This is a genomic window from Pseudomonas sp. PDM31, assembly GCF_019218965.1.
Classification (GTDB): domain Bacteria; phylum Pseudomonadota; class Gammaproteobacteria; order Pseudomonadales; family Pseudomonadaceae; genus Aquipseudomonas.
The window spans coordinates 205,365-224,130 of the sequence record NZ_JAHUWS010000001.1 but is presented as its reverse complement, the minus strand read 5'-3'; the positions used below and the strand labels follow the sequence as shown (position 1 = coordinate 224,130).

Below are 18,766 nucleotides of genomic sequence, written 5' to 3'. Positions count from 1 at the left end.
GTTTGCCAAGAATTTGAGTGAACGCCAGGACTGATAAAAATCATTGATTGATATTTTTGATTCACTTCATTCAGCGTAAGGATCGACGTTCATGGGGGGCTGAAAATGCCGCCTGGCCAATGCCTGCACAGAGAGCTCTTTGGAAAACAGCCACCCTTGAGCCAGTAGCACACCCTCTGAAGCCAGGTGCGGCAGTTGCTGCCTGGTTTCAACGCCTTCGGCGACGACCTTGAGCTTCAGCGCCTGGGCAATTTTGGCAATGTGGCGCCACAGGGCATCCTTGCCAGCGATCTTCTCGTGCGCGATGAATGAGCGGTCTATTTTCAGTATGTCGACAGGCACTGATTCGATGAGCGAGAGACTGGAATAGCCAGTACCAAAATCGTCGATGGCAATGCGATGCCCGCACGCTCGAAGCCTGTGCAATTGAATCGCTGCGCTTTTCTGGTCCAGCAAGGCTCGTTCGGTGACTTCAAAGACGATGGCTGAGGCCGGCATGTTGTACGTGGCGATGATGCTGGCGACAAAGTCCGCAAAGGTTTGATCTTGAATGTCTTGGGCGGAAATATTGACCGTGACGTAGAAGTTCTTGCACGCCCAGAGATAGGTGCTGTAATCCTCCGCAACCTGGCGTATGACCGAGCGCGTAAGTTCGCGGATCAAGTCGGACTGCTCCGCCGCCACGATGAAGACATCCGCCGGGACGCTGACGCCTTTAAAGCGCCAACGCGACAGCGCTTCGGCGCCGACCAGGTCTCCGGTGCACAAATTGACGATAGGTTGGTAGTGAACCGCCAGTTGGTTCGCCCTTATGGCCTTGCGCAGTCGAACGGCAGTGGAGGTGCAATACCTTTGGGTCTTCCAGGCGATGAAGAGCAGTACCCCGAACATGAGGACCAGGCCAAAGAATAGCTTCCATCTGAGCGCTGTCAGGTCGCTCAGAGGCATTGAAATGACAGAGGTCAGTTCATCGCGATTACCCGCAAAGGCCACATAGACCTTGTCCGGTGAAGTACCGAGTTTGCCCACGGGAGGCAGTGCTTGCAGATTCAGGGGCCCTCGGCCCACTGGAGTAACGGAACTCACACCATCTGGACCGCGCAACTCCAATTGCACACCTTGCGGGATATTCAAGTTGTCCAGAAGGATTTTCCTGTTGATCCAGACGTAGATTGACTGCTCCGATACGATGATGAAGTCCTGATCTGCGGTGACGTCCTGGCCGGAACTGACTTCATAGGATCGGCCTTTAATCGAGGTCCGGCTGCTAGCGCTGCCTATTGATACCGATGAAATTTCACGTCCGTAGGATGAACAGATCTTGCCATTGTCGAGCTGGACTGCAGCCTGGTAAATAAACCTGTAGTTTTTCACCAGATCGGCAATGTGTGCATATTGCCCGGCGGAGCATTGCTCGCCTGAACGATCGAAACTACCCAGCGAGCGCATAACTTTATCTATTTGCGTATTGGGTTCGACTTGAGCTGCGCGCAACTCCTCATGGATGGTAGTCAGGCGCTGTTCAATACGATATTTGGCGAGACTCCCGGCACAAAACCATGCGAAGGTACCGACCGCAGCACTTGCACATAAAGCGAGCGCGTACCTTTTGATCAAGGCTTTATACGCTGCAATCATAAGTAGCTCCGAAAACAGATTGACTCACCGGGCGGGGCGGTCCTGAGGAAAACAGGGCGGGGTCAGTAGTAGTCAATCAACCAGGCCAATGCGACGCCAAATAAATAGGCTGCAAGACAAAAGATGACTTTCTGTTTGAGCGGCAGTGAATTCAATCGGTAGCGCATGCTTGGTCCCTTGATCAAGAAATGGCCAATCCTGGCAATTGAGCTTGGCGGACGGAAATCATTGATTGTCATTTTCGCGCCTTGCGCCGCTTGAAGGCCTGTCAAATGCGGCGCGTGCGATCCTGCCCAGGCAGCGGGCCTGGTGGGTATTACGCTTTATTGCCAATGACGACGCTTCGCCATATCAAGATTCAACGTCGCGGCAATGCCGGTTTTGCAGAGCTGCGCCGGGCCGTTTCCGAAGGTATCTCGCCATAAGCATCCTGATAGGCCTTGGAGAACCGGCTCAGATGCTGGAAGTTCCAGTACATCGCCGTTTCGGTCACCGTTGGCCAGGTGTTGCGGATCAAGTCCCGACGCACATTGGCGAGCCTGAGATTTCGAATATACGCAATCGGCGATATTCCGAATGTCTCGACGAAACCGTGGTGCAAGGTGCGAGTCGAGGTTTCCAGGTGTTTTACCAGCGCCTTCATGCAAAGCGCCTTTTTAATATTCTTGTGGATGAACTCGATGGCCTCTATCGCAACCTTTCTTCTCGTCGGCACTTTAAGCGCAGAGCGGCCAACAGGTTTCAGTGCCCTGAGTAGCGCAATCAGCAGCGCGCTTTCCAGCGCTAAAACTTGCTCACTGCTGCGCGATTCTGCTGAAGGGGTTTTGGCGTCGACGGAGTAGGCGCTGATGGCCTGAATGGCAGATTGCATCAAACCGAAGTTAGCAGACTGAAAACGATGTTCCTTTCGATGTGCCAGTATATCGAAGGTCGAGTGGTTTTCGAGGCACTGTTGGTAATGTTCTAAAGTGGTAGTCAGGGTAAAAAGCGTTTCATTTGGCTCGCAGGTGTAGTGCACCGGCTCGTCGCTATACAGCACGATGATTTCGTTGGGACGCAACTCATGATTGTTTACGGTAGGACGGCCCACGGTAGCCTGTGAGATGGCAACGGTCACGCAGCCATGGGGAACCGAGCTGATCAGGGTGACAGCAGAGTCGAACTCCAGTCGACTGCACTGGATCCTGGGGCTATGGATCAGTTTATGTTGTCGAATGCTTGCTTCTTGCTCTGATGGCGTGAGGCTGACTTCCCACCGGCCAATTTTTCTATTGGCGTTTTGCTCGGGAGTAGAAGTTATATGAAAGACTTCGTCAGGGATGCTCATGGAGTTGAACGCTCTTCAGCTAAATGGTAAGTGCCAGGCAATGTCTGTCAAAGGCGGAGAAGTTGCTTGTGAATTCAGGAATCGACTATGACGCAACGGTCCCTGAGTTGACCTCGACACTGGTGTTGTTTTTCTCAGGGGTGGAAATGGAAGACTCCGGCGTCAGCTCCAGCTCAGCTGAAAAAACATAGGCATCGTTCAATGGTATATCCAACAGGCTTTCAAGCTTGCTCGGTGCGATGCGCGAGCCAAAGATGGCCGACTGTTGTGAACCCAAAGCAGCAGCATTAAAGGCGGCAAGATCATTGGCACGATAGTCAGTGCAAATTTTATAGCTCTTCTGTTCGTCGCTCAGGGTCTTTTTGCTACTTGCAATACGGGTCTGTTCGACATTGCAAGGCTCTTTGTCATAGGCCATCGCCTTGACCGAAAGCAATACACCAAAGGTTGCGGTTGCGATATTTTTCAGCTGCATGACGTGCTTTCCTTATTAATGATTTATCAGTCAGAGCAAAGTGTCGGCCGCTTTGCTGTCACGGCTTGGTTCGAAGATGTTCTCGCTCCCACGATGCGTATAGAAGTCAAAAAGTCATATTTTCGAAAATCAAATGGGCAGGCTGTTGGCTGGTCACGCAAGGAGTAGTTTCGCCCTGGATGACAACGCAGGCTGCCAGGCAAAAATCATCATCAAAGTGCAATGAATGAAAAGTCGCTTTCGTCGGCAGTATTCTGTGGTGGCAAAGGGAGGTCGTCATCAACGACCCCTTCGTCGTCATGGAGTTCGTTTTCGGAGTAGATTTTCAGGTGCGACATCTTCAGCTTTTCATTCGGACTCAATTCTATTTCGTAGAATTCGATTTCCGTGCTGCCGATCGAGTGTTCGTTGTGCGCCATCGAATGAAAGGGCAGCACCGCGAGCGTTAACGCTGCCAGGACTCTGCACATCATAGGCATGATGGCTCGCAAATTTGTGTTTTCACCTGACCCCCCAGGAGATGCTGTCTCGGATGAACCATGAAGCTCAAACATGGCGTCAACAGGCATCATGATTGTTGAAAGCGTGGAGCCGGCCTCGTACCGATTGACGGCAGCGCGGCTCCGAAAGCTATAGGGGGGCGACTTTGGAAGGCGGGGGCGTCTGATTCAAATTAGTAATTATTATTTTCTTGTCGAATCGGCATCAGGGAGGCAGCGCTCGTCGACTCCTGGGGCCTGGATCAGGCTGGGCGTGACGTCATCGGCCAGCGAAGGCTCAATGGTTCATGCAGCGCAAGCGACCCAATTCGTGGACATAAAAACATACTGCGTTTTTATTGTTGGTTGGAATCAGTTCATAGTTCAGAACAGCGCCTTCCTGCAGAACGTACTGGCGTCTGAAAAAGAGGTCGGGTGTCTTTTCTATGGCGAACAATTCGTTATCCTGACTCAGCCTGACGTTACTGATTTTTATCTGAACGTGATGATTGCTTTCCCGGATCACATCCGCGGAAATAGTCGCGTTACGGATTTTTCCGTTCAGGCTTTCCAGCGTTGTTTGTGTCAGTCGGCCATGTCCGATGGTCAAATATTCTTCAGTGTTGAGCTGATTCAAATCTTCGAGCCACTGCCGGGTGATTGTCTGGTAGCTCGTATTTTCCATGTAATAGGATGGCGAATAGATCAATGAAAAAATACAGGCAGCGTTGATAATGCCCAGCACTACCCAGTGAGCCATTGAAGGTATGCCTGGCTTCATATCGTTGCTTCCATACATTGGCGAATCATCAAGGCAAGGTCTTTTTGATCGCTATTCAATTGCAGGTTTGCGGTGCTCATGTCCGGGCGAATGCAAGAAACGGAATAGTTTGATTTAAACAGATTCAGCCAGACTTCGCCTTTCAGATTGGGTGAGGACTGTTGCACCTGTTGCGCCGTAAGATCACGCAGTGATTCAGCCTCAGTCACGCTGTGTGCGACCGCATGGATGACCAGTTCGTTTTGTTTAAGGCTGGCAATTTCGATTTTCGGTGTATCGAAGCCCGAGTGGAAACCGGTGAAGGCGCACACGCCCAGGGTCAAGACATAGCCCAGGGACTGAATCTTTGTAATGTAAGTTGACTTCGCGGGCTTTTCTTCAGGCAACAAGACATCGCCGGTAGCGGTGGGTACAACTTCCTCGACGACGGGCGCAACCGGTTGTTCCGTTTTATCCGCAGGCATCGGCAAGTCAGTTGGTGTATCCACAACGTAGTGACGATTGAAGCAATAGCCTCTACGAGGAACCGTCATCAGAATCTCGTGATCCCGGCTGTCATTGAGTATGTTTCTAAGGGAGAAGACGGCCTGGTTCAAACTTCCGGAGGCGACGACGCGGTCATTCCAGGTGTAGTCGATGATCTCCTCACGGCTTTTGGTCTGGCCGGGCTCCTTGAGCAGCAGGTCCAATAGACGCGATTCAGCTCGGCCTATCGTGGAGCTTTGTACATCGCCATGGGGTGACGTGATGGAAAGCAAAGCGGTGTCTGGGTCGAAAAGGGCCATGGCACCATTTTTCAACTTGAAGGCGTAGCGCATGGGAGTCCTCCGTTCAGGTGTTTCTGGCTGAGTGTCGAGACGATGCGATGGGCTGGAGTTACCGCTATGCATTCTGGTCGGCGGAGATGAATAGCCGTGTGCGGGCAAGTGCGCAAGGTGCAGAAGGAGCCATTAGATGATGCTGGGACAGCCCATCAAAAATCTCACTGGAATCAAGCAAGGGTAATCCACGGGGTTTCAATCGGGGGCAGTAATGATGCCCGCTAAGCGTGATTTACGCTATCCGAAAAGTGCGAGCAAGGGCGCCGGGGCGCATGAGACAGGGCCGCAAGCGCGGCTGCCGGCAGAACTGATTCGTATTTGCCGAGCTACTGGCCGTGGCCGGTCTAGTCGCGTTCGAGGCTCGAAGGCGTGAAGGTTAAGACAGGCGTCGATGTTGCCTTCACGGTGCCAAAAAGCGGCGGGCTCAAGGCAGAACGTTATAGCCGCGCTGTTGCAGGCAACTGCTGTAAACGGAGTTGTTGGCGGTGATGTTTTGCTCGGTGGCGCCCGTGTTCTCTCTGCGCTCCTGACGTTGTCTTGAAGCACCGACAACCGTGCCGGCCGCCGCGGCACTGCGCGCACGGTTCTGGCGATAGTCTTGCTTGATATCGTCGTCGACCTGGTCATAGAAATTGTCATGTTGACGGCCCCGGGACTCAGCGGCAACGGCCCCGGCGACGGCGGCCGCGGTAGCGCCTTTGACCCGGCCGCCCGTTGGCGCTGGTGTCTGAATCGGGAACTGAGCATTGGCCTGTGATTGGCAGGCGCTGGTGTCTTGCTGGATCGTCTGGGAACTCTGGTTTTTGAGTGGAACGACGGTCACCGCCAACGCACTGGTGCTTGCGAGCACTAGCACGGCCGGTAAGGTAAAGGTCAGAATTTTCATCAAGTCGGACTCCCGTCAGGCGCAATTGCGTGGCATGACGATTTGATCAGGCAGGTGTAGCAAAATAGCCATTGTGAAACCCCATGCCCCGTCTGCCCGTGATGCCATCCCATGACAATGGATGACAGGCAATTGAACGGTTGTGATGGGGTATCCTGCAGTTGTTACTGTTTGTTAAGCATCGCCTGCATATCTTTGCTCATGCCGTTGAGTGCGGCCTTGAAATCATTGGCAGCGATTGGCTGGCTGGCATTTTTCAATGTCTCGCCGAAGACCTTGCGTACCACCTTGGCTACCGGCAGACCGGTTTTGGCATCGATCAGGTCGGCTTCGATATACAACTCGGCAGTCTGATCGCGATGACCGGTGGCAGCCTGGGTGGCACCGACGATAGCGGCGATGGGTACCGCCTCATACCAATGCATGCCTTCGTTGTTGGCGCCGACTTCGGTGATCGCCGCGTTCAGGATCAATGTCCGTGAATGGGCCGGTGCTTGCTGGGCATTCGGGACGATCTTGTAGGAGGGGGCAACGGCGTTTTTGACACTGTTGCTGGCCATGGTCTGCACATCTTGCAGGGTTTTGAGGTTAACGCGTTCGGTCGCTTTCGGCGCCGGGTACAGGTCTACCTGGTTGAACACGACAGTGGAGTAGGCTTTGGGATCAAACCCCGGGGCTACCCAGCGCAGCACCTTCTGTTCAGACGGGGTGGTTTGCTCTTCCAGGCCCTGGTAGTTGGCCAGGAAGCCGGAATACTGTTCTTGTTCCGTTACCTTCGAAACACAACCGACCTGAAACACGCAGCTCAGGGCAATACCCGCCATCCATTTATTCGACATGGTCATGTGTTCTGTTCTCTAGTTATGAAAGTTGTCATTCAGGTTCCAACCTGGCCCCGGTACCGACCCGAGCTACGCAAAACTTGCGCTTGCACGTCGGTCATATGCGGGGCGGATGCTCGCCGCAGCGGCTGGAGAATCCGAATCAAAAACCCTCAATAACTATTAAACAAAAGCGTAAATGCCTATCAGGGCAGATGACTTACAAGCTTCACACGCTTGGGGTATCCCGATCATCCAGGTGCAGATCAGGCACTGGCATCGTCTTCATGCTCATCGGCGAACGCCATGAGTACCTTCAGATCAAGCACATCCAGCTTGATCCGGGAGATGAAGGCAGAGAAGGCCAGATTGGCGGCCAGACGCCGCAGGTCAGAGGCCCAGGCCGGCTGATAGACCGGACCCTTGAGCCATCCGGAGTCGAAAAGCGGAGCCAGGCGTACGGTGTCCCCAAGGCTCAGGCGCCCGGCAAACAGATGGCTTACCAGTTCCGGGCGGTTGTCGCGGATGGCGATACGCAGCAGGGTATGCACGCCGAGCAATCCTGTCAGGTAGGCGGCGTCCTTGGTGAACGCCGAGCCTCCATGCAGGGACGCACCGCGGAAAATCCTTTGGCTCGAGCGGAAGGACTCCTCCTGTGACTGACCAGCGGCCAGGAAACCTTCGAAGACCTCGATGAAATCGGCGCCATCGAGCGCCTGTTTTACCGCGACCACGCGCAGGGCCAGGCGCCGCAGGCGGTTGATGTCCATGCTGGCGGTAAACAATTCGGCCAGGGTGGCAATGCCTTCCTGGGTCTGGGTGGTGCGTGGCGCCCCCAGGCCGAGGCTTTTAAGATTGGGTTGCAGAGCTCCGTTTTGTGCAGTGGCGACGTGCACAAAGGCCTCATGTTGCAAGAGCTGGTTTTTGTCCAGTTCGCAAAACAGGGCGTTGGCACGCAAACGGATGCGGCTCGACCCGGCGATGGCTTTGGCGGCCAGGGTCGTATCAAGCACCACAGTTACCTGACCGGGGCCAAAGAAAGCGTCCAGTTCCGGCTGCATCCAGGCCGCGAAGTCCTGAGCCGGAATGTCGGCCGGGCTCGGTGGAATCCGCGCACCGCCCAGGAGTGCGTCGGTGGTCTTGAGGAAAAATTCTGCCGCGTCGAGCATGCTCAGATTGAGGCTCGGGTAAATGAAATCCGGGCGTCGGTACAAGGCTTGGGAATATTGAGTGAAAGCGGGCGTTCCAATGGCGCCCAGCATGCGTGCGGCCGTGGCATAGCTGCGTGCGGTCATGGCGAGGTAGTTTGCGGCCGGATGTCCCACATCGCAGCGATCGATGAAGGATTCCAGGGCGGCGATGTCGGCGCTGTGCTCGCGCGGGTGCAGTTCTACAGCGGGCAACTGTGGTTTGCCGGCGCGCCAATGGGCCAGGAATGCCTGCTCGACACCATCGGGCCAGGAAAGGGCGTCGAGCACGCGAATCTTGCGGGCCAAACCTGGCAGAGCGGCATCGAGTTCGCACAGCGGGGCGGCGCTCATGGCGTTCTCCTTGAGAGACTTTGCCATTGCAAAGCTTAGCCCCTGTGCGTCGCAACAGGGCGATGGCGGCCCTTTTTCTCACTGAAAGACAAGACTTCAGGATGAAAAGCCGGATAATGGCGGCCAATTCGCTTAGCTCGTTATTCTGGTAATCCCGCATGGAAATCAAGGTCAACTTTCTCGACAACCTCCGACTTGAAGCCAAGTTCGATGACTTCACGGTGGTGGCCGATCAACCTATTCGCTATAAGGGCGATGGCTCGGCACCGGGTCCGTTCGACTACTTCCTGGCCTCATCGGCTCTGTGCGCGGCTTATTTTGTGAAGTTGTACTGCGACACCCGCAATATCCCAACGGAAAACATCCGCCTGTCGCAGAACAACATTGTCGACCCGGAAAACCGCTACAACCAGATTTTCAAGATTCAGGTCGAGTTGCCGGCGGATATCTCGGCCAAGGACCGCCAGGGCATTCTGCGTTCCATCGACCGTTGCACGGTAAAAAAGGTCGTGCAGACCGGGCCGGAGTTTGTGATCGAGGAAGTGGAAAACCTGGACGCCGATGCCCAGGCATTGCTGATGCCGAACCCGGCTTCGGATGCAGGCACGTACATCATGGGCAAGGATCTGCCGCTGGAGCAGACCATCGCCAATATGTCGGGCATTCTGGCCGACCTGGGCATGAAGATCGAAATCGCTTCATGGCGCAATATCGTGCCCAACGTATGGTCGCTGCATATCCGCGATGCGCACTCGCCGATGTGTTTTACCAATGGCAAGGGCGCGACCAAGGAAGGCGCATTGGCCTCGGCCCTGGGCGAGTTCATCGAACGCCTCAATTGCAACTTCTTCTACAACGATCAGTTCTGGGGCGAAGAGATCGCCAACGCGGCGTTTGTGCATTACCCGGACGAGCGCTGGTTCAAGCCAGGCGCTGGCGATGCGCTGCCGGTTGAAATACTCGACCCGTACTGCCTGGACATCTATAACCGCGATGGCGAGCTGCGAGGCTCCCATCTGTACGACACCAACTCAGGCAATACCCAACGCGGCATCTGTTCGCTGCCCTATGTGCGCCAGTCCGACGGCGAGGTGGTGTATTTCCCCTCCAACCTGATCGAAAACCTGTACCTGAGCAACGGCATGAGTGCCGGTAACACCCTGGCTGAAGCGCAGGTGCAATGTCTGTCGGAGATTTTCGAGCGCGCGGTAAAACGCGAAATTCTCGAAGGTGAAATGGCACTGCCTGATGTGCCTCAGGAAGTATTGGCGAAATATCCGGGCATTCTGGCCGGTATCCAGGGGCTGGAAGAGCAGGGCTTCCCGGTGCTGGTCAAGGATGCGTCACTCGGTGGCGAGTTCCCGGTGATGTGCGTGACCTTGATGAACCCGCGCACCGGCGGTGTATTTGCCTCGTTCGGCGCGCACCCAAGCTTTGAGGTGGCGCTGGAGCGCAGTCTGACCGAGTTGCTCCAGGGCCGCAGTTTCGAAGGCCTGAACGATCTGCCTGCGCCAACCTTTGAGGGGCACGCGGTAACCGAGCCGAATAACTTTGTTGAACACTTCATCGATTCCAGCGGTGTCGTGTCGTGGCGCTTCTTCAGTGCGACTTCCGATTATGAATTCGTCGAGTGGGATTTTTCCGGCAAGGGAGAAAACTCCAATGCCGAGGAAGCCGCGACCTTGTTCGGCATTCTCGAAGACATGGGCAAGGAAGTGTACATGGCCGTGTACGAGCACATCGGTGCAACGGCCTGTCGTATTCTGGTTCCCGATTACTCGGAAATTTATCCGATCGACGATCTGATCTGGGACAACACCAACAAGGCACTGTTGTTCCGCGCCGACATTCTCAATCTGCACAGTTTGAGCAAAGTGGGGCTCAGAACACTGGCCAAGCGTCTGGAAGACAGTGAGCTGGACGACTACACCGACATCACCACCTTGATCGGCATCGAATTTGACGACAATACGCCCTGGGGCAAGTTGACGATTCTGGAACTGAAGCTGCTGATCTACGTTGCCTTGCAGAAGTTTGAAAAGGCCAAAGACCTGGTTGAAGCCTTCTTGCAGTACAACGACAACACGGTGGAGCGCGGGTTGTTCTACCAGGCCTTGAACGTGGTGCTGGAAGTGCAACTGGACGACGATCTGGAACTGGACGATTACGAAGTCAATTTCCGCCGGATGTTTGGCAATGAGCGGATAGACGCTGCGATCGGCTCAGTGGACGGCAGCGTGCGTTTCTACGGCTTGACGCCTACGAGCATGAAGCTGGAAGGGCTCGACAGGCACCTGCGGCTGATCGACAGCTATAAAAAACTGCACAAGGCGCGAGCTGCTGTGGTGGCGTCAGCGAAGTGATCGCGCTGACAAAAAAGCACCTCGGGTGCTTTTTTGTTTTGCTGGCCAGATAATCGTCTAGATTCATACCGGTAGGTCGTGGTCTTGATTGCGCAAAACTATTGAAAAAAACTTCTATTAGCTTTAAATGGGTAGAATGAAGGCATTGCGCCACCATTGAATAAGTAAGCATCGCCATTTTGGGCTCAGGGAGCGCTGATGAGTTTTCCTCCATTGACCGACTCCCTGCGACAAACGAACTCCCGCGAAGTTATTTCCTCTAAACCCAATGTAAACCCGGATTCTGTCGGCATGGCCTACGCGGGCAACAGCGGCATGATCGAACAATTGCTGGACTCGGCGCGAAACTGGGTCCCTACCACCGCGTGGGCGGTTTACCGCGCGGGTGAGCTAATGAACCTGGTGGGGCAGGGCGACCCGGGTTTGCCGTGGCCGTCAAGCGTTGCCAATGAAGAGTTCGACGCCTTTTGCCAGAGCCGGTGCTTGCACCGCTGGCCCACCGGCAAGGGCGAAAGTGAGCTCGGTTGGCTACTTGCTCCACTCAAGGATGCTGCAGATCCGGCGCTCGCCGAGTTTTCCCGGCAGTTGAGCATTGAAGTCCAGACTAATACCCTTGCCCGTGCGCAGATCACTCAGCGTGTGTTGTACGAAATTACCTATCTGGCCAGCTCGACCCGCGACCGATCGGTGTTCCTGGTGGGGGTTCACCAGTTGCTCGCCAGCCTGATCGATGCCGAGAACTTCTATCTCGCGCTGTACGACCCCCACACCGGCAAGATTGATTACCCGTACTACGTCGACATCATCGACGTTGATGCCGTCGAGTCCCAGCACTATGAATTCCTTGACCCTTCGCACCTGTCATTGACCGGGCAGGTGTTGACCTCTGGCCAGCCGTTGCTCATCGACTCCGCCGGGATTCTCGAGGCTCAGGCCCAGCAGCGCTTCTACTGCGTGGGTGATCGTCCCGAATTCTGGATGGGCGCACCGTTGAAAAACGCCTCCGATGAGGTGTTTGGCATGTTGGCCATGCAGGTCTACGACGTTTCCCGTACCTACAGTGCCGAAGACCGCGCGCTGTTCCTGGTGGTGGCTCGCCACGTGGCCATGGCGCTGGACCGGATTCTGCATCGCGAGGACCTGGAAGCGACAGTGGTACGTCGCACCCTGGAGCTTTCGGCACTCAACAATGCATTGAGGCAGGAAGTGACAGACCGCGAGCGCGCCGAGCATCTGCAGAGCGCGCTGTTCCAGATTGCTGAACTGTCCAGCCAGCCCGGCGACATGGCCGAGCTGTTTCAAACCTTGCATGGCATCGTTGGTGAGCTGCTGTTCGCGCGCAACTTCTATATCGCACTGTTCGATGACGCGAGCGGTGAAGTGACCTTCCCCTATTATGTCGATGAGCGGCAGACGACCTGCCCTGCGGCACGGCGTGGCCGCCGGGGGTTGACCGAGTACGTTATCCGTCAGCGGCGCCCCTGCCTGATTGATCGCGCAAAAGCAGAGCGATTGTCAGCAGAAAGTGAAATCGAACTGGCCGATGAGTATGTCCGGTCCAATTCCTGGCTGGGCATTCCATTGTTTGATGGCGATGTGGTGCGGGGGGTGCTGGCGGTGCAAAGCTATACCTCGCAGGTACGTTATACCCTGCGCGACCAGGAGCTGCTGACGTTCGTGTCCCGGCACATTGACACGGCGCTGTCGCGTCGCACCGCCGCCGAAGCGATTCATGCCGCCAACCTAAAGCTCGAAGCCCGGGTGCAGAGCCGCACCCGCGAACTCGATCACGCCAATGCCAAGTTGCAGCACGAAAACTCCCACGATGCGCTGACCGGGCTGCCCAATCGTACTTACCTGCAACAGCGCCTCAATCACGCCTGGTCTCGATTCGGCAGCGAAGGCGGGCACCTGGCGGTGATGTTCATCGACCTCGACCGTTTCAAGATGGTCAACGACAGCCTTGGTCACCATTTTGGCGACCTGCTGCTGATGCAGGCCGCCCACCGTTTACGCGGTTGCTTGCGCGATACCGACATGCTGGCGCGTCTTGGCGGCGATGAGTTTTCGGTGCTCGCTCCCGAAGCGCCGCTGGAGGTGATGATCGAAATCGCCGAGCGGATCCTGGTGGCGTTCGACCTGCCGTTTTTCATCAATGGCTACGAAGTTTTTTCCTCGTGCAGTATCGGTATCGTCAGCGCCGACACACAGTTTCATCAGGAACCGGCCGACTTGCTGCGCGATGCCGACGCGGCCATGTACCGGGTCAAGAGTGCCGGACGCGACAGCTATGCGGTGTTCAACCAGGAGGTGCGCCGGGAAGTCTCGGATCAGGTCGAGCGGGAAGGGGCCTTGCGCAACGCGCTCAAGCGTACGGACGAACTGCTGCCGTATTTCCAGCCGATTGTCAGCGTCGAAACCGGCGAAGTATTGGCCCTGGAGGCACTGATCCGCTGGCATCAGCTGGGTGGCCGGGTAATAGCGCCGGGCGAGTTTCTGCCGGATGTCGAGGGCTTGCGCCTGATCGGTCGACTGGACCTGTACATGCTTGCCAGCATTGCCGCAATTCTCGCTCGACCCGAACACGCCAACTGGCCGCCTGTGCACGTCAACTGCTCCAGCTACAGCATGACCCGTCCGGATTTCGCCGGTGATGTGCTTTCACTCCTGGCCCAGCACGGGGTCGAGCCGTCGCGGATTTGCCTGGAATTGACCGAAGGTGCGCTGGTGGCGGAGCCGGCCATTGCCCGATTGACCATGCAGCAATTGGCTGACAACGGCATGTCGGTGGTACTCGATGACTTCGGTACCGGGTTTTCATCCCTGAGCTATGTGCATCAGTACCGTTTCAACGGTCTGAAGATCGACAAGTCATTCATCTTCGAACTGACCAGCAGTTCGCGCAGTCGCGCGATCGTCCGGGCGATTGTGCGCATGGCCCAATCCCTGGACCTCAGCGTGGTGGCTGAAGGTGTCGAGGATGAAGCAACCCTGGTATTGCTGCGTGAAATGGGCGCAGAGCAGGCCCAGGGTTACTATTTTGCCAAGCCGATGGGGCTGGAGGCTTTGTTGGCGACGACGCTGGACGTCACCAGGCAGCGTTGAGTTTTCGGAAAATATCGACACGCTGCGCTTGAACCGGGCTTTACTGGAATAAAGTGTGCCTATCAGGTCGAACCCCTTGCCCATGTCCCGGTTCTTCCCCGCCATATTGCTCGCACTGCTGCTCGCCGGTTGTGCCACCGCGCGCTTGCCTCACGACTATAGCGAGGCGCTTCCCGCCACCGATTCGTCGTTCGGGCGCTCGATCCAGGCCCAGGCCGCGCCGCATGAGGGGCGGTCGGGTTTTCGCCTGTTGCCCAACAGCAGTGAAGCGTTCCGCGCGCGCGCCGAGTTGATCCGCAATGCGCAGAAAAGCATCGATCTGCAGTACTACATCGTACATAACGGCCTCAGTACCCGGGCACTGGTACGTGAGTTGCTGCTGGCGGCCGATCGCGGTGTAAGGATCCGCATGCTGCTCGATGACACGGCCAGCGACGGTCAGGAAGAGGTCATCGCGACGCTGGCCGTGCACCCCAACATCCAGGTGCGTGTCTTCAACCCCTTGCATCTGGGGCGCAGCACCATCGCGACCCGAACCATGGGCCGTCTGCTGAACCTCTCCCAGCAGCACCGGCGCATGCACAACAAGCTGTGGCTGGCGGACAACAGCGCAGCCATCATTGGCGGTCGCAACCTGGGAGACGAATACTTCGACGCCAAGCCCGATCGCAACTTCACCGACATGGACCTGCTGTGCATAGGTCCGGTCGCGCAGCAGTTGGGCCACAGCTTCGATCAGTACTGGAACAGCGCCCTGAGCCAGCAGATCAGTGATTTCGTGCTCAACAAGCCAACCGCCGAAGACTTGCAACAGAGCCGCCAGCGCCTGGAACAATCGCTGCAGTCCACGCGTATCGAGAACCAGGCTCTGTATAACCATCTCATGACCTACCGCACAAAACCCCAGCTCGAGAAGTGGCGCAAGGAATTGATCTGGGCCCATGGCAAGGCGATGTGGGATGCCCCTAGCAAGGTACTGGCCGACGGCGAACCGGCCCGTGCGCTGTTGATGGCTACGCAGCTGCGACCGGAGCTTGATCGCGTCAACAAGGACCTGATCCTGATCTCGGCCTATTTCGTCCCGCAACAGCAGGGTTTGCGTTACCTCACCGGTCGTGCCGATGCCGGCGTCGATGTGCGCCTGTTGACCAACTCGCTGGAAGCCACCGATGTTCCGGCGGTGCATGGTGGCTATGCGCCGAATCGCAAGACCTTGCTCGAACATGGCGTGAAGCTCTATGAGTTGCGCCTGCAGCCGGACGACCCCAGCGGAGGTTCTTCCCGTGGCTTCAGTGGTGGTTCGGACTCCAGCCTGCACACCAAGGCCATGATCCTGGACAAGCAGAAGGTGTTTATCGGCTCCTTCAATTTCGACCCGCGTTCGGTACTGTGGAACACCGAAGTCGGCGTGCTGGTCGACAGCCCTGAACTGGCCGGCTACATGCGCGATCTGGCGCTGGAAGGCATGGACCCGTCCGTGAGTTACCAGGCTCGCCTGGAAAACGGCGAAATCGTCTGGATCGCCGAAGACGATGGGCGCCTGCATACCTTGCACAAGGAGCCCGGCGGCAAATGGCGCAGCTTCAAGGCCTGGCTCAGCGACAAGGTCGGCCTGGAGAAAATGCTCTAGATCCAGGCCTGCGCCTGCAGGTCATCGGGCAGTCAGCCAGCACAACGGCCCCCGACCTTGCCGGCCTTGTGGGGAGGCCTACATCGTCTATCGTTAAAGCTCACCCCCAGGATGATCGTTTTGGGTTTCGTGCGATTGAACGGGGACATCGAGTGATTGAGTACACTTGAACAGGAGTAAATCATGATGCGCAGCCTTTACATGACTGCACTGGCGACACTGGCCATCACGGCTGGGGTGTACGGGGTATCGCTGCCGGCCTACGCGACCGACCAGGCCGATCAACGACAGGAATCGCGCGATACCAAGCAGGAAGGGCGCGATGCCGCCAGGGAGGTCAAGGAAGAATGCAAAGAGGGTGATGAAAAGAGCCGAAACGACTGCCGCCAGGACAAGCGCGACACCAAGCAGGACAACCGCGATACGGCTCGGGATATCAAATACTGACAGTCAGTGATCCCCGGTTGCACCTGGCTGCCGGGGCTCAAGCGCTAGCGATGATTGCCACGGCTTGCTGCCATCCGGACTCTTGCCCATGGAGAGAAGAGTCCGGATGCGGTCCGCAAGTGACCTCTGGATCATGGATCTCAGGGCAGGGCATACACCCGGAACAGTCTTCTGAGCGGCTCGCTGATTCCTCCCAGATACTTGTCGTAGCCTTGCTCGACGGAGCCGAGGCGATAAGCCTCGCTCAGTGCCGTATCGACCAGCAGGCGAAAGTCTTCGTCATTGCGATCGACGATCATGGCCACCGGCGAGTACTCGAAGATGCGGTCCAGGACCATCAGGTCATCGTTGGTGCCGCCTTTGGCCACCTGGTTCTTCAGCAGTATGCGTTCGGCGAAGAAGGCATCGGCCTTGTGCTCGGCCACCAGCCTTGCACCTTCTTCAACACTGGGCACAGTCACCAGTGAAGCGATGACGTTGAGCAAGCGCATGTGAACGCGAATCCAGTCTTCGGTCACACCACCCTCGATGGAACTGAAGGTCTTGTTGGCGAGCCCGCGATTGACCGTAGCCCGCCAGGTCGGACCGCTGTAGGCCACCTGCCCGTTGAGTACGTTGAGCAATGGTTCGGCGGCGTCCTTGCGCACCAGGACCGAAAGCCCGGCGGTGTACACCGGGATCGAGTAACTGACCGACTTGCGTCGCTCAAGGGTAGGCGCGGTCGGCGTGCAGAGGATGTCGACCTTGCCCAGTTTGACCGCGCTGGTCTCGTCGGCCACCGTGACGGGCAGGTAGTGCACCTGCAGGTCGGGCAGGTCCAGTTCACTCTTGAGTTTGTCGGCGATCTTCAGGCACAGATCGATGGCATAACCGCTGGCCTTGTCGCCTTCCTGGACACTGAACGGCGCCAGGTCCGGCACGTAGCCAAGGTTAAAGGTATTGCTGGTGCGTATGCGCTCCAGGGTGTTGGCGCCGGCCACCATCGGTAGCGCGGCGAACATCAGGGTTAGCAACAAGCGGGTGGTTTTTGCAAAAGGTGCGTTCATGTCCTGTTTCCCCGTTTACAGATGTCTGTGCAGTCCCGTCTGGCATGCCTAAACATTGCCGGTCCTGGCTTGGCTAGCGTCTGGTGCGTCAACGAAACGCTTGGCGAGGAAGCCATAGAGCAGGTAGCCGAAGGCGAGCACCAGGGTGCCCCCCATCACCGCATCCTTGCCGCAGGCATACAGGGCGTACAGCGAGTAAGTTACCGCAATCAGCAACACCACCACGTTGCGCGTGTACACCCCGGGCGCGACGCCAGCCTTGTGCATGATCACCAGCAAGCCGGTGAGTGCAGTCAGGTAAGGAATGAGGTTGGTCACGGCCGCCAGGCTCACCAGCTTGCTGAATTGCGCCGCCGCGTCAGGCGAGATGGTCGACAGCGCCATGGCGGTCTGCAACACGCCACACACGATCATGCCGACCACGGGCGCGTTCATGGAGTTGACCTTGCTGAACAGCTTGAGGAACAGGTTCTGGTCAGCGGTCATCTTGGCGGTCTGGGCCAGGGTGAACTGCCAGCCCAGCAACGAGCCGACACAGGCCATGACCGCCAGGGCCATCACGATGTTGCCCACCATGGGGCTGAATATCTTGGCGTAGACCAGCGCAAAAGGCGCCGAGGAGTTGGCCAGTTCTTCGTTGGGGATGATGCCCTGGATGACGGTGGTAGACAGGACGTACACCACCGCCGCACCCAGGGTACCGAACAGACACGCCAGCGGCACGTTGCGTTTTGGGTTTTCCACGGCATCGGTCGCCTGTGCCGCCGACTCCATGCCCAGGAAGGCCCAAAGGGTCAGGGGGATGGCCTTGGAGATGGCTTCGGAGATTGGCAGGCTGTTCGGGTTCCAGGCGGCAGCCAGGACACTGGAGTCAAACCAGAACCAGCCGATGATGCTCAGGCCCGCTACCGGAATGATCACGCCCCACACCGTGAAAGCGCCAATCTTGCCGGTGATGTTGGGGCCACCGAAGTTGGCAAAGGTGGTCACCCAGATCAAACCTATTGTGCCAATGCACAGCGGGATGGCGCCGGTGCCCAACCAGGGTACGAACGCGGTCATGTAGCCCACCGCCGAGATGGCCACGGCCACGTTGGCGATGGCCAGCGAGAGAAAGTACAGGTACGAACAGAGGAAGAACCCCGACTTGGCATGAGCTTCTTCCGTGTAGGCAGACAAGCCACCGGAACGCGAACAGAACACGCCGCATTGAGCGAAGCAGTAGGCAATCGCCATGGAACCGATTGCCGTGAAAATCCACGACAACAGCGAAACCGCACCCAGTTGCGCCATGTTTGTGGGCAACATGATGATGCCTGAGCCCATCATGTTGACCGTCACCAGCGTCGTGAGCCCCATCAGACCCATTTTCTTGCTTGAATCTGCCATCGCAAACTCCTTGCCCT

16 protein-coding genes are annotated in these 18,766 nt (G+C 56.8%); 4 read left to right on the top strand and 12 right to left on the bottom strand.

Features of this window, described 5'->3' with window-relative positions:
* Positions 1-66: 66 nt before the first annotated feature.
* The 10 genes from KW839_RS00905 to KW839_RS00860 all read right to left on the bottom strand — a co-directional run bounded on the left by KW839_RS00905 (position 67) and on the right by KW839_RS00860 (position 8,769).
* Positions 67-1,638, bottom strand: a complete 1,572-nt coding sequence (locus KW839_RS00905; RefSeq protein ID WP_218423092.1) for an EAL domain-containing protein — start codon at positions 1,636-1,638, stop codon at positions 67-69.
* Between the two features lie 62 nt (positions 1,639-1,700).
* Positions 1,701-1,877, bottom strand: a complete 177-nt coding sequence (locus KW839_RS00900; protein ID WP_156465511.1) for a hypothetical protein — start codon at positions 1,875-1,877, stop codon at positions 1,701-1,703.
* 119 nt (positions 1,878-1,996) lie between these two features.
* Entirely contained in the window at positions 1,997-2,965 is a 969-nt protein-coding gene (locus KW839_RS00895) for a helix-turn-helix domain-containing protein (protein ID WP_060542172.1), read from the bottom strand.
* 85 nt (positions 2,966-3,050) lie between these two features.
* The gene (locus KW839_RS00890) at positions 3,051-3,440 is read right to left on the bottom strand and encodes a hypothetical protein (RefSeq protein ID WP_060542171.1); all 390 of its coding nucleotides are present in this window, start codon (positions 3,438-3,440) and stop codon (positions 3,051-3,053) included.
* A 212-nt stretch (positions 3,441-3,652) separates the two neighbouring features.
* Positions 3,653-4,012: a hypothetical protein gene (locus KW839_RS00885; protein ID WP_256352445.1), complete on the bottom strand. Its 360-nt coding sequence runs from the start codon at positions 4,010-4,012 to the stop codon at positions 3,653-3,655.
* A 205-nt stretch (positions 4,013-4,217) separates the two neighbouring features.
* Entirely contained in the window at positions 4,218-4,700 is a 483-nt protein-coding gene (locus KW839_RS00880; protein ID WP_060542169.1) for a hypothetical protein, read from the bottom strand.
* Positions 4,697-5,518 (bottom strand): winged helix-turn-helix domain-containing protein, encoded by an 822-nt coding sequence (locus tag KW839_RS00875; RefSeq protein WP_218423091.1) that lies wholly within the window; start codon positions 5,516-5,518, stop codon positions 4,697-4,699. Before KW839_RS00875 ends, KW839_RS00880 begins: the two co-directional genes overlap by 4 nt.
* Positions 5,519-5,945: 427 nt before the next feature.
* The gene (locus KW839_RS00870) at positions 5,946-6,407 is read right to left on the bottom strand and encodes a hypothetical protein (protein ID WP_218423090.1); all 462 of its coding nucleotides are present in this window, start codon (positions 6,405-6,407) and stop codon (positions 5,946-5,948) included.
* 164 nt (positions 6,408-6,571) lie between these two features.
* On the bottom strand, positions 6,572-7,252 hold the full coding sequence (locus KW839_RS00865; protein ID WP_060542166.1) for a DUF3313 domain-containing protein: 681 nt from the start codon (positions 7,250-7,252) through the stop codon (positions 6,572-6,574).
* 242 nt (positions 7,253-7,494) lie between these two features.
* Positions 7,495-8,769, bottom strand: a complete 1,275-nt coding sequence (locus KW839_RS00860) for a flavohemoglobin expression-modulating QEGLA motif protein (RefSeq protein ID WP_218423089.1) — start codon at positions 8,767-8,769, stop codon at positions 7,495-7,497.
* A 158-nt stretch (positions 8,770-8,927) separates the two neighbouring features.
* Here KW839_RS00860 and KW839_RS00855 point away from each other — a divergent pair, with 158 nt between their 5' ends.
* The 4 genes from KW839_RS00855 to KW839_RS00840 all read left to right on the top strand — a co-directional run bounded on the left by KW839_RS00855 (position 8,928) and on the right by KW839_RS00840 (position 16,314).
* A complete protein-coding gene (locus tag KW839_RS00855) occupies positions 8,928-11,132 on the top strand; it encodes an OsmC domain/YcaO domain-containing protein (RefSeq protein WP_218423088.1) in 2,205 nt (734 codons plus the stop codon).
* 198 nt (positions 11,133-11,330) lie between these two features.
* Positions 11,331-14,237, top strand: a complete 2,907-nt coding sequence (locus KW839_RS00850) for an EAL domain-containing protein (protein WP_218423087.1) — start codon at positions 11,331-11,333, stop codon at positions 14,235-14,237.
* Positions 14,238-14,319: 82 nt separating this feature from the next.
* On the top strand, positions 14,320-15,867 hold the full coding sequence (locus KW839_RS00845; protein ID WP_218423086.1) for a phospholipase D family protein: 1,548 nt from the start codon (positions 14,320-14,322) through the stop codon (positions 15,865-15,867).
* Positions 15,868-16,050: 183 nt separating this feature from the next.
* Positions 16,051-16,314 carry a hypothetical protein gene (locus KW839_RS00840; RefSeq protein ID WP_060542161.1) on the top strand — a complete coding sequence of 88 codons (264 nt, stop codon included), beginning with the start codon at positions 16,051-16,053 and terminating at the stop codon, positions 16,312-16,314.
* Between the two features lie 140 nt (positions 16,315-16,454).
* Here KW839_RS00840 and KW839_RS00835 read toward each other — a convergent pair whose 3' ends face one another.
* Together KW839_RS00835 and potE are read right to left on the bottom strand one after the other, a co-directional pair.
* Positions 16,455-17,360, bottom strand: coding sequence for an amino acid ABC transporter substrate-binding protein (locus tag KW839_RS00835; RefSeq protein ID WP_218423085.1), 906 nt, complete (start codon positions 17,358-17,360; stop codon positions 16,455-16,457).
* Between the two features lie 48 nt (positions 17,361-17,408).
* Complete coding sequence (gene potE / locus KW839_RS00830; RefSeq protein WP_060542159.1) at positions 17,409-18,749, bottom strand: putrescine-ornithine antiporter; 1,341 nt, start codon at positions 18,747-18,749, stop codon at positions 17,409-17,411.
* Between the last annotated feature and the right edge of the window lie 17 nt (positions 18,750-18,766).

Coding starts and splice junctions, on each gene's coding strand:
- KW839_RS00905 (WP_218423092.1), bottom strand. CDS start 1,638: ATGATTGCAGCGTATAAAGCCTTGATCAAAAGGTACGCGCTCGCTTTA.
- KW839_RS00855 (WP_218423088.1), top strand. CDS start 8,928: ATGGAAATCAAGGTCAACTTTCTCGACAACCTCCGACTTGAAGCCAAG.
- KW839_RS00840 (WP_060542161.1), top strand. CDS start 16,051: ATGATGCGCAGCCTTTACATGACTGCACTGGCGACACTGGCCATCACG.
- KW839_RS00895 (WP_060542172.1), bottom strand. CDS start 2,965: ATGAGCATCCCTGACGAAGTCTTTCATATAACTTCTACTCCCGAGCAA.
- KW839_RS00835 (WP_218423085.1), bottom strand. CDS start 17,360: ATGAACGCACCTTTTGCAAAAACCACCCGCTTGTTGCTAACCCTGATG.
- potE (WP_060542159.1), bottom strand. CDS start 18,749: ATGGCAGATTCAAGCAAGAAAATGGGTCTGATGGGGCTCACGACGCTG.
- KW839_RS00860 (WP_218423089.1), bottom strand. CDS start 8,769: ATGAGCGCCGCCCCGCTGTGCGAACTCGATGCCGCTCTGCCAGGTTTG.
- KW839_RS00845 (WP_218423086.1), top strand. CDS start 14,320: ATGTCCCGGTTCTTCCCCGCCATATTGCTCGCACTGCTGCTCGCCGGT.
- KW839_RS00865 (WP_060542166.1), bottom strand. CDS start 7,252: ATGACCATGTCGAATAAATGGATGGCGGGTATTGCCCTGAGCTGCGTG.
- KW839_RS00885 (WP_256352445.1), bottom strand. CDS start 4,012: ATGATGCCTGTTGACGCCATGTTTGAGCTTCATGGTTCATCCGAGACA.
- KW839_RS00900 (WP_156465511.1), bottom strand. CDS start 1,877: ATGACAATCAATGATTTCCGTCCGCCAAGCTCAATTGCCAGGATTGGC.
- KW839_RS00870 (WP_218423090.1), bottom strand. CDS start 6,407: ATGAAAATTCTGACCTTTACCTTACCGGCCGTGCTAGTGCTCGCAAGC.
- KW839_RS00880 (WP_060542169.1), bottom strand. CDS start 4,700: ATGAAGCCAGGCATACCTTCAATGGCTCACTGGGTAGTGCTGGGCATT.
- KW839_RS00875 (WP_218423091.1), bottom strand. CDS start 5,518: ATGCGCTACGCCTTCAAGTTGAAAAATGGTGCCATGGCCCTTTTCGAC.
- KW839_RS00850 (WP_218423087.1), top strand. CDS start 11,331: ATGAGTTTTCCTCCATTGACCGACTCCCTGCGACAAACGAACTCCCGC.
- KW839_RS00890 (WP_060542171.1), bottom strand. CDS start 3,440: ATGCAGCTGAAAAATATCGCAACCGCAACCTTTGGTGTATTGCTTTCG.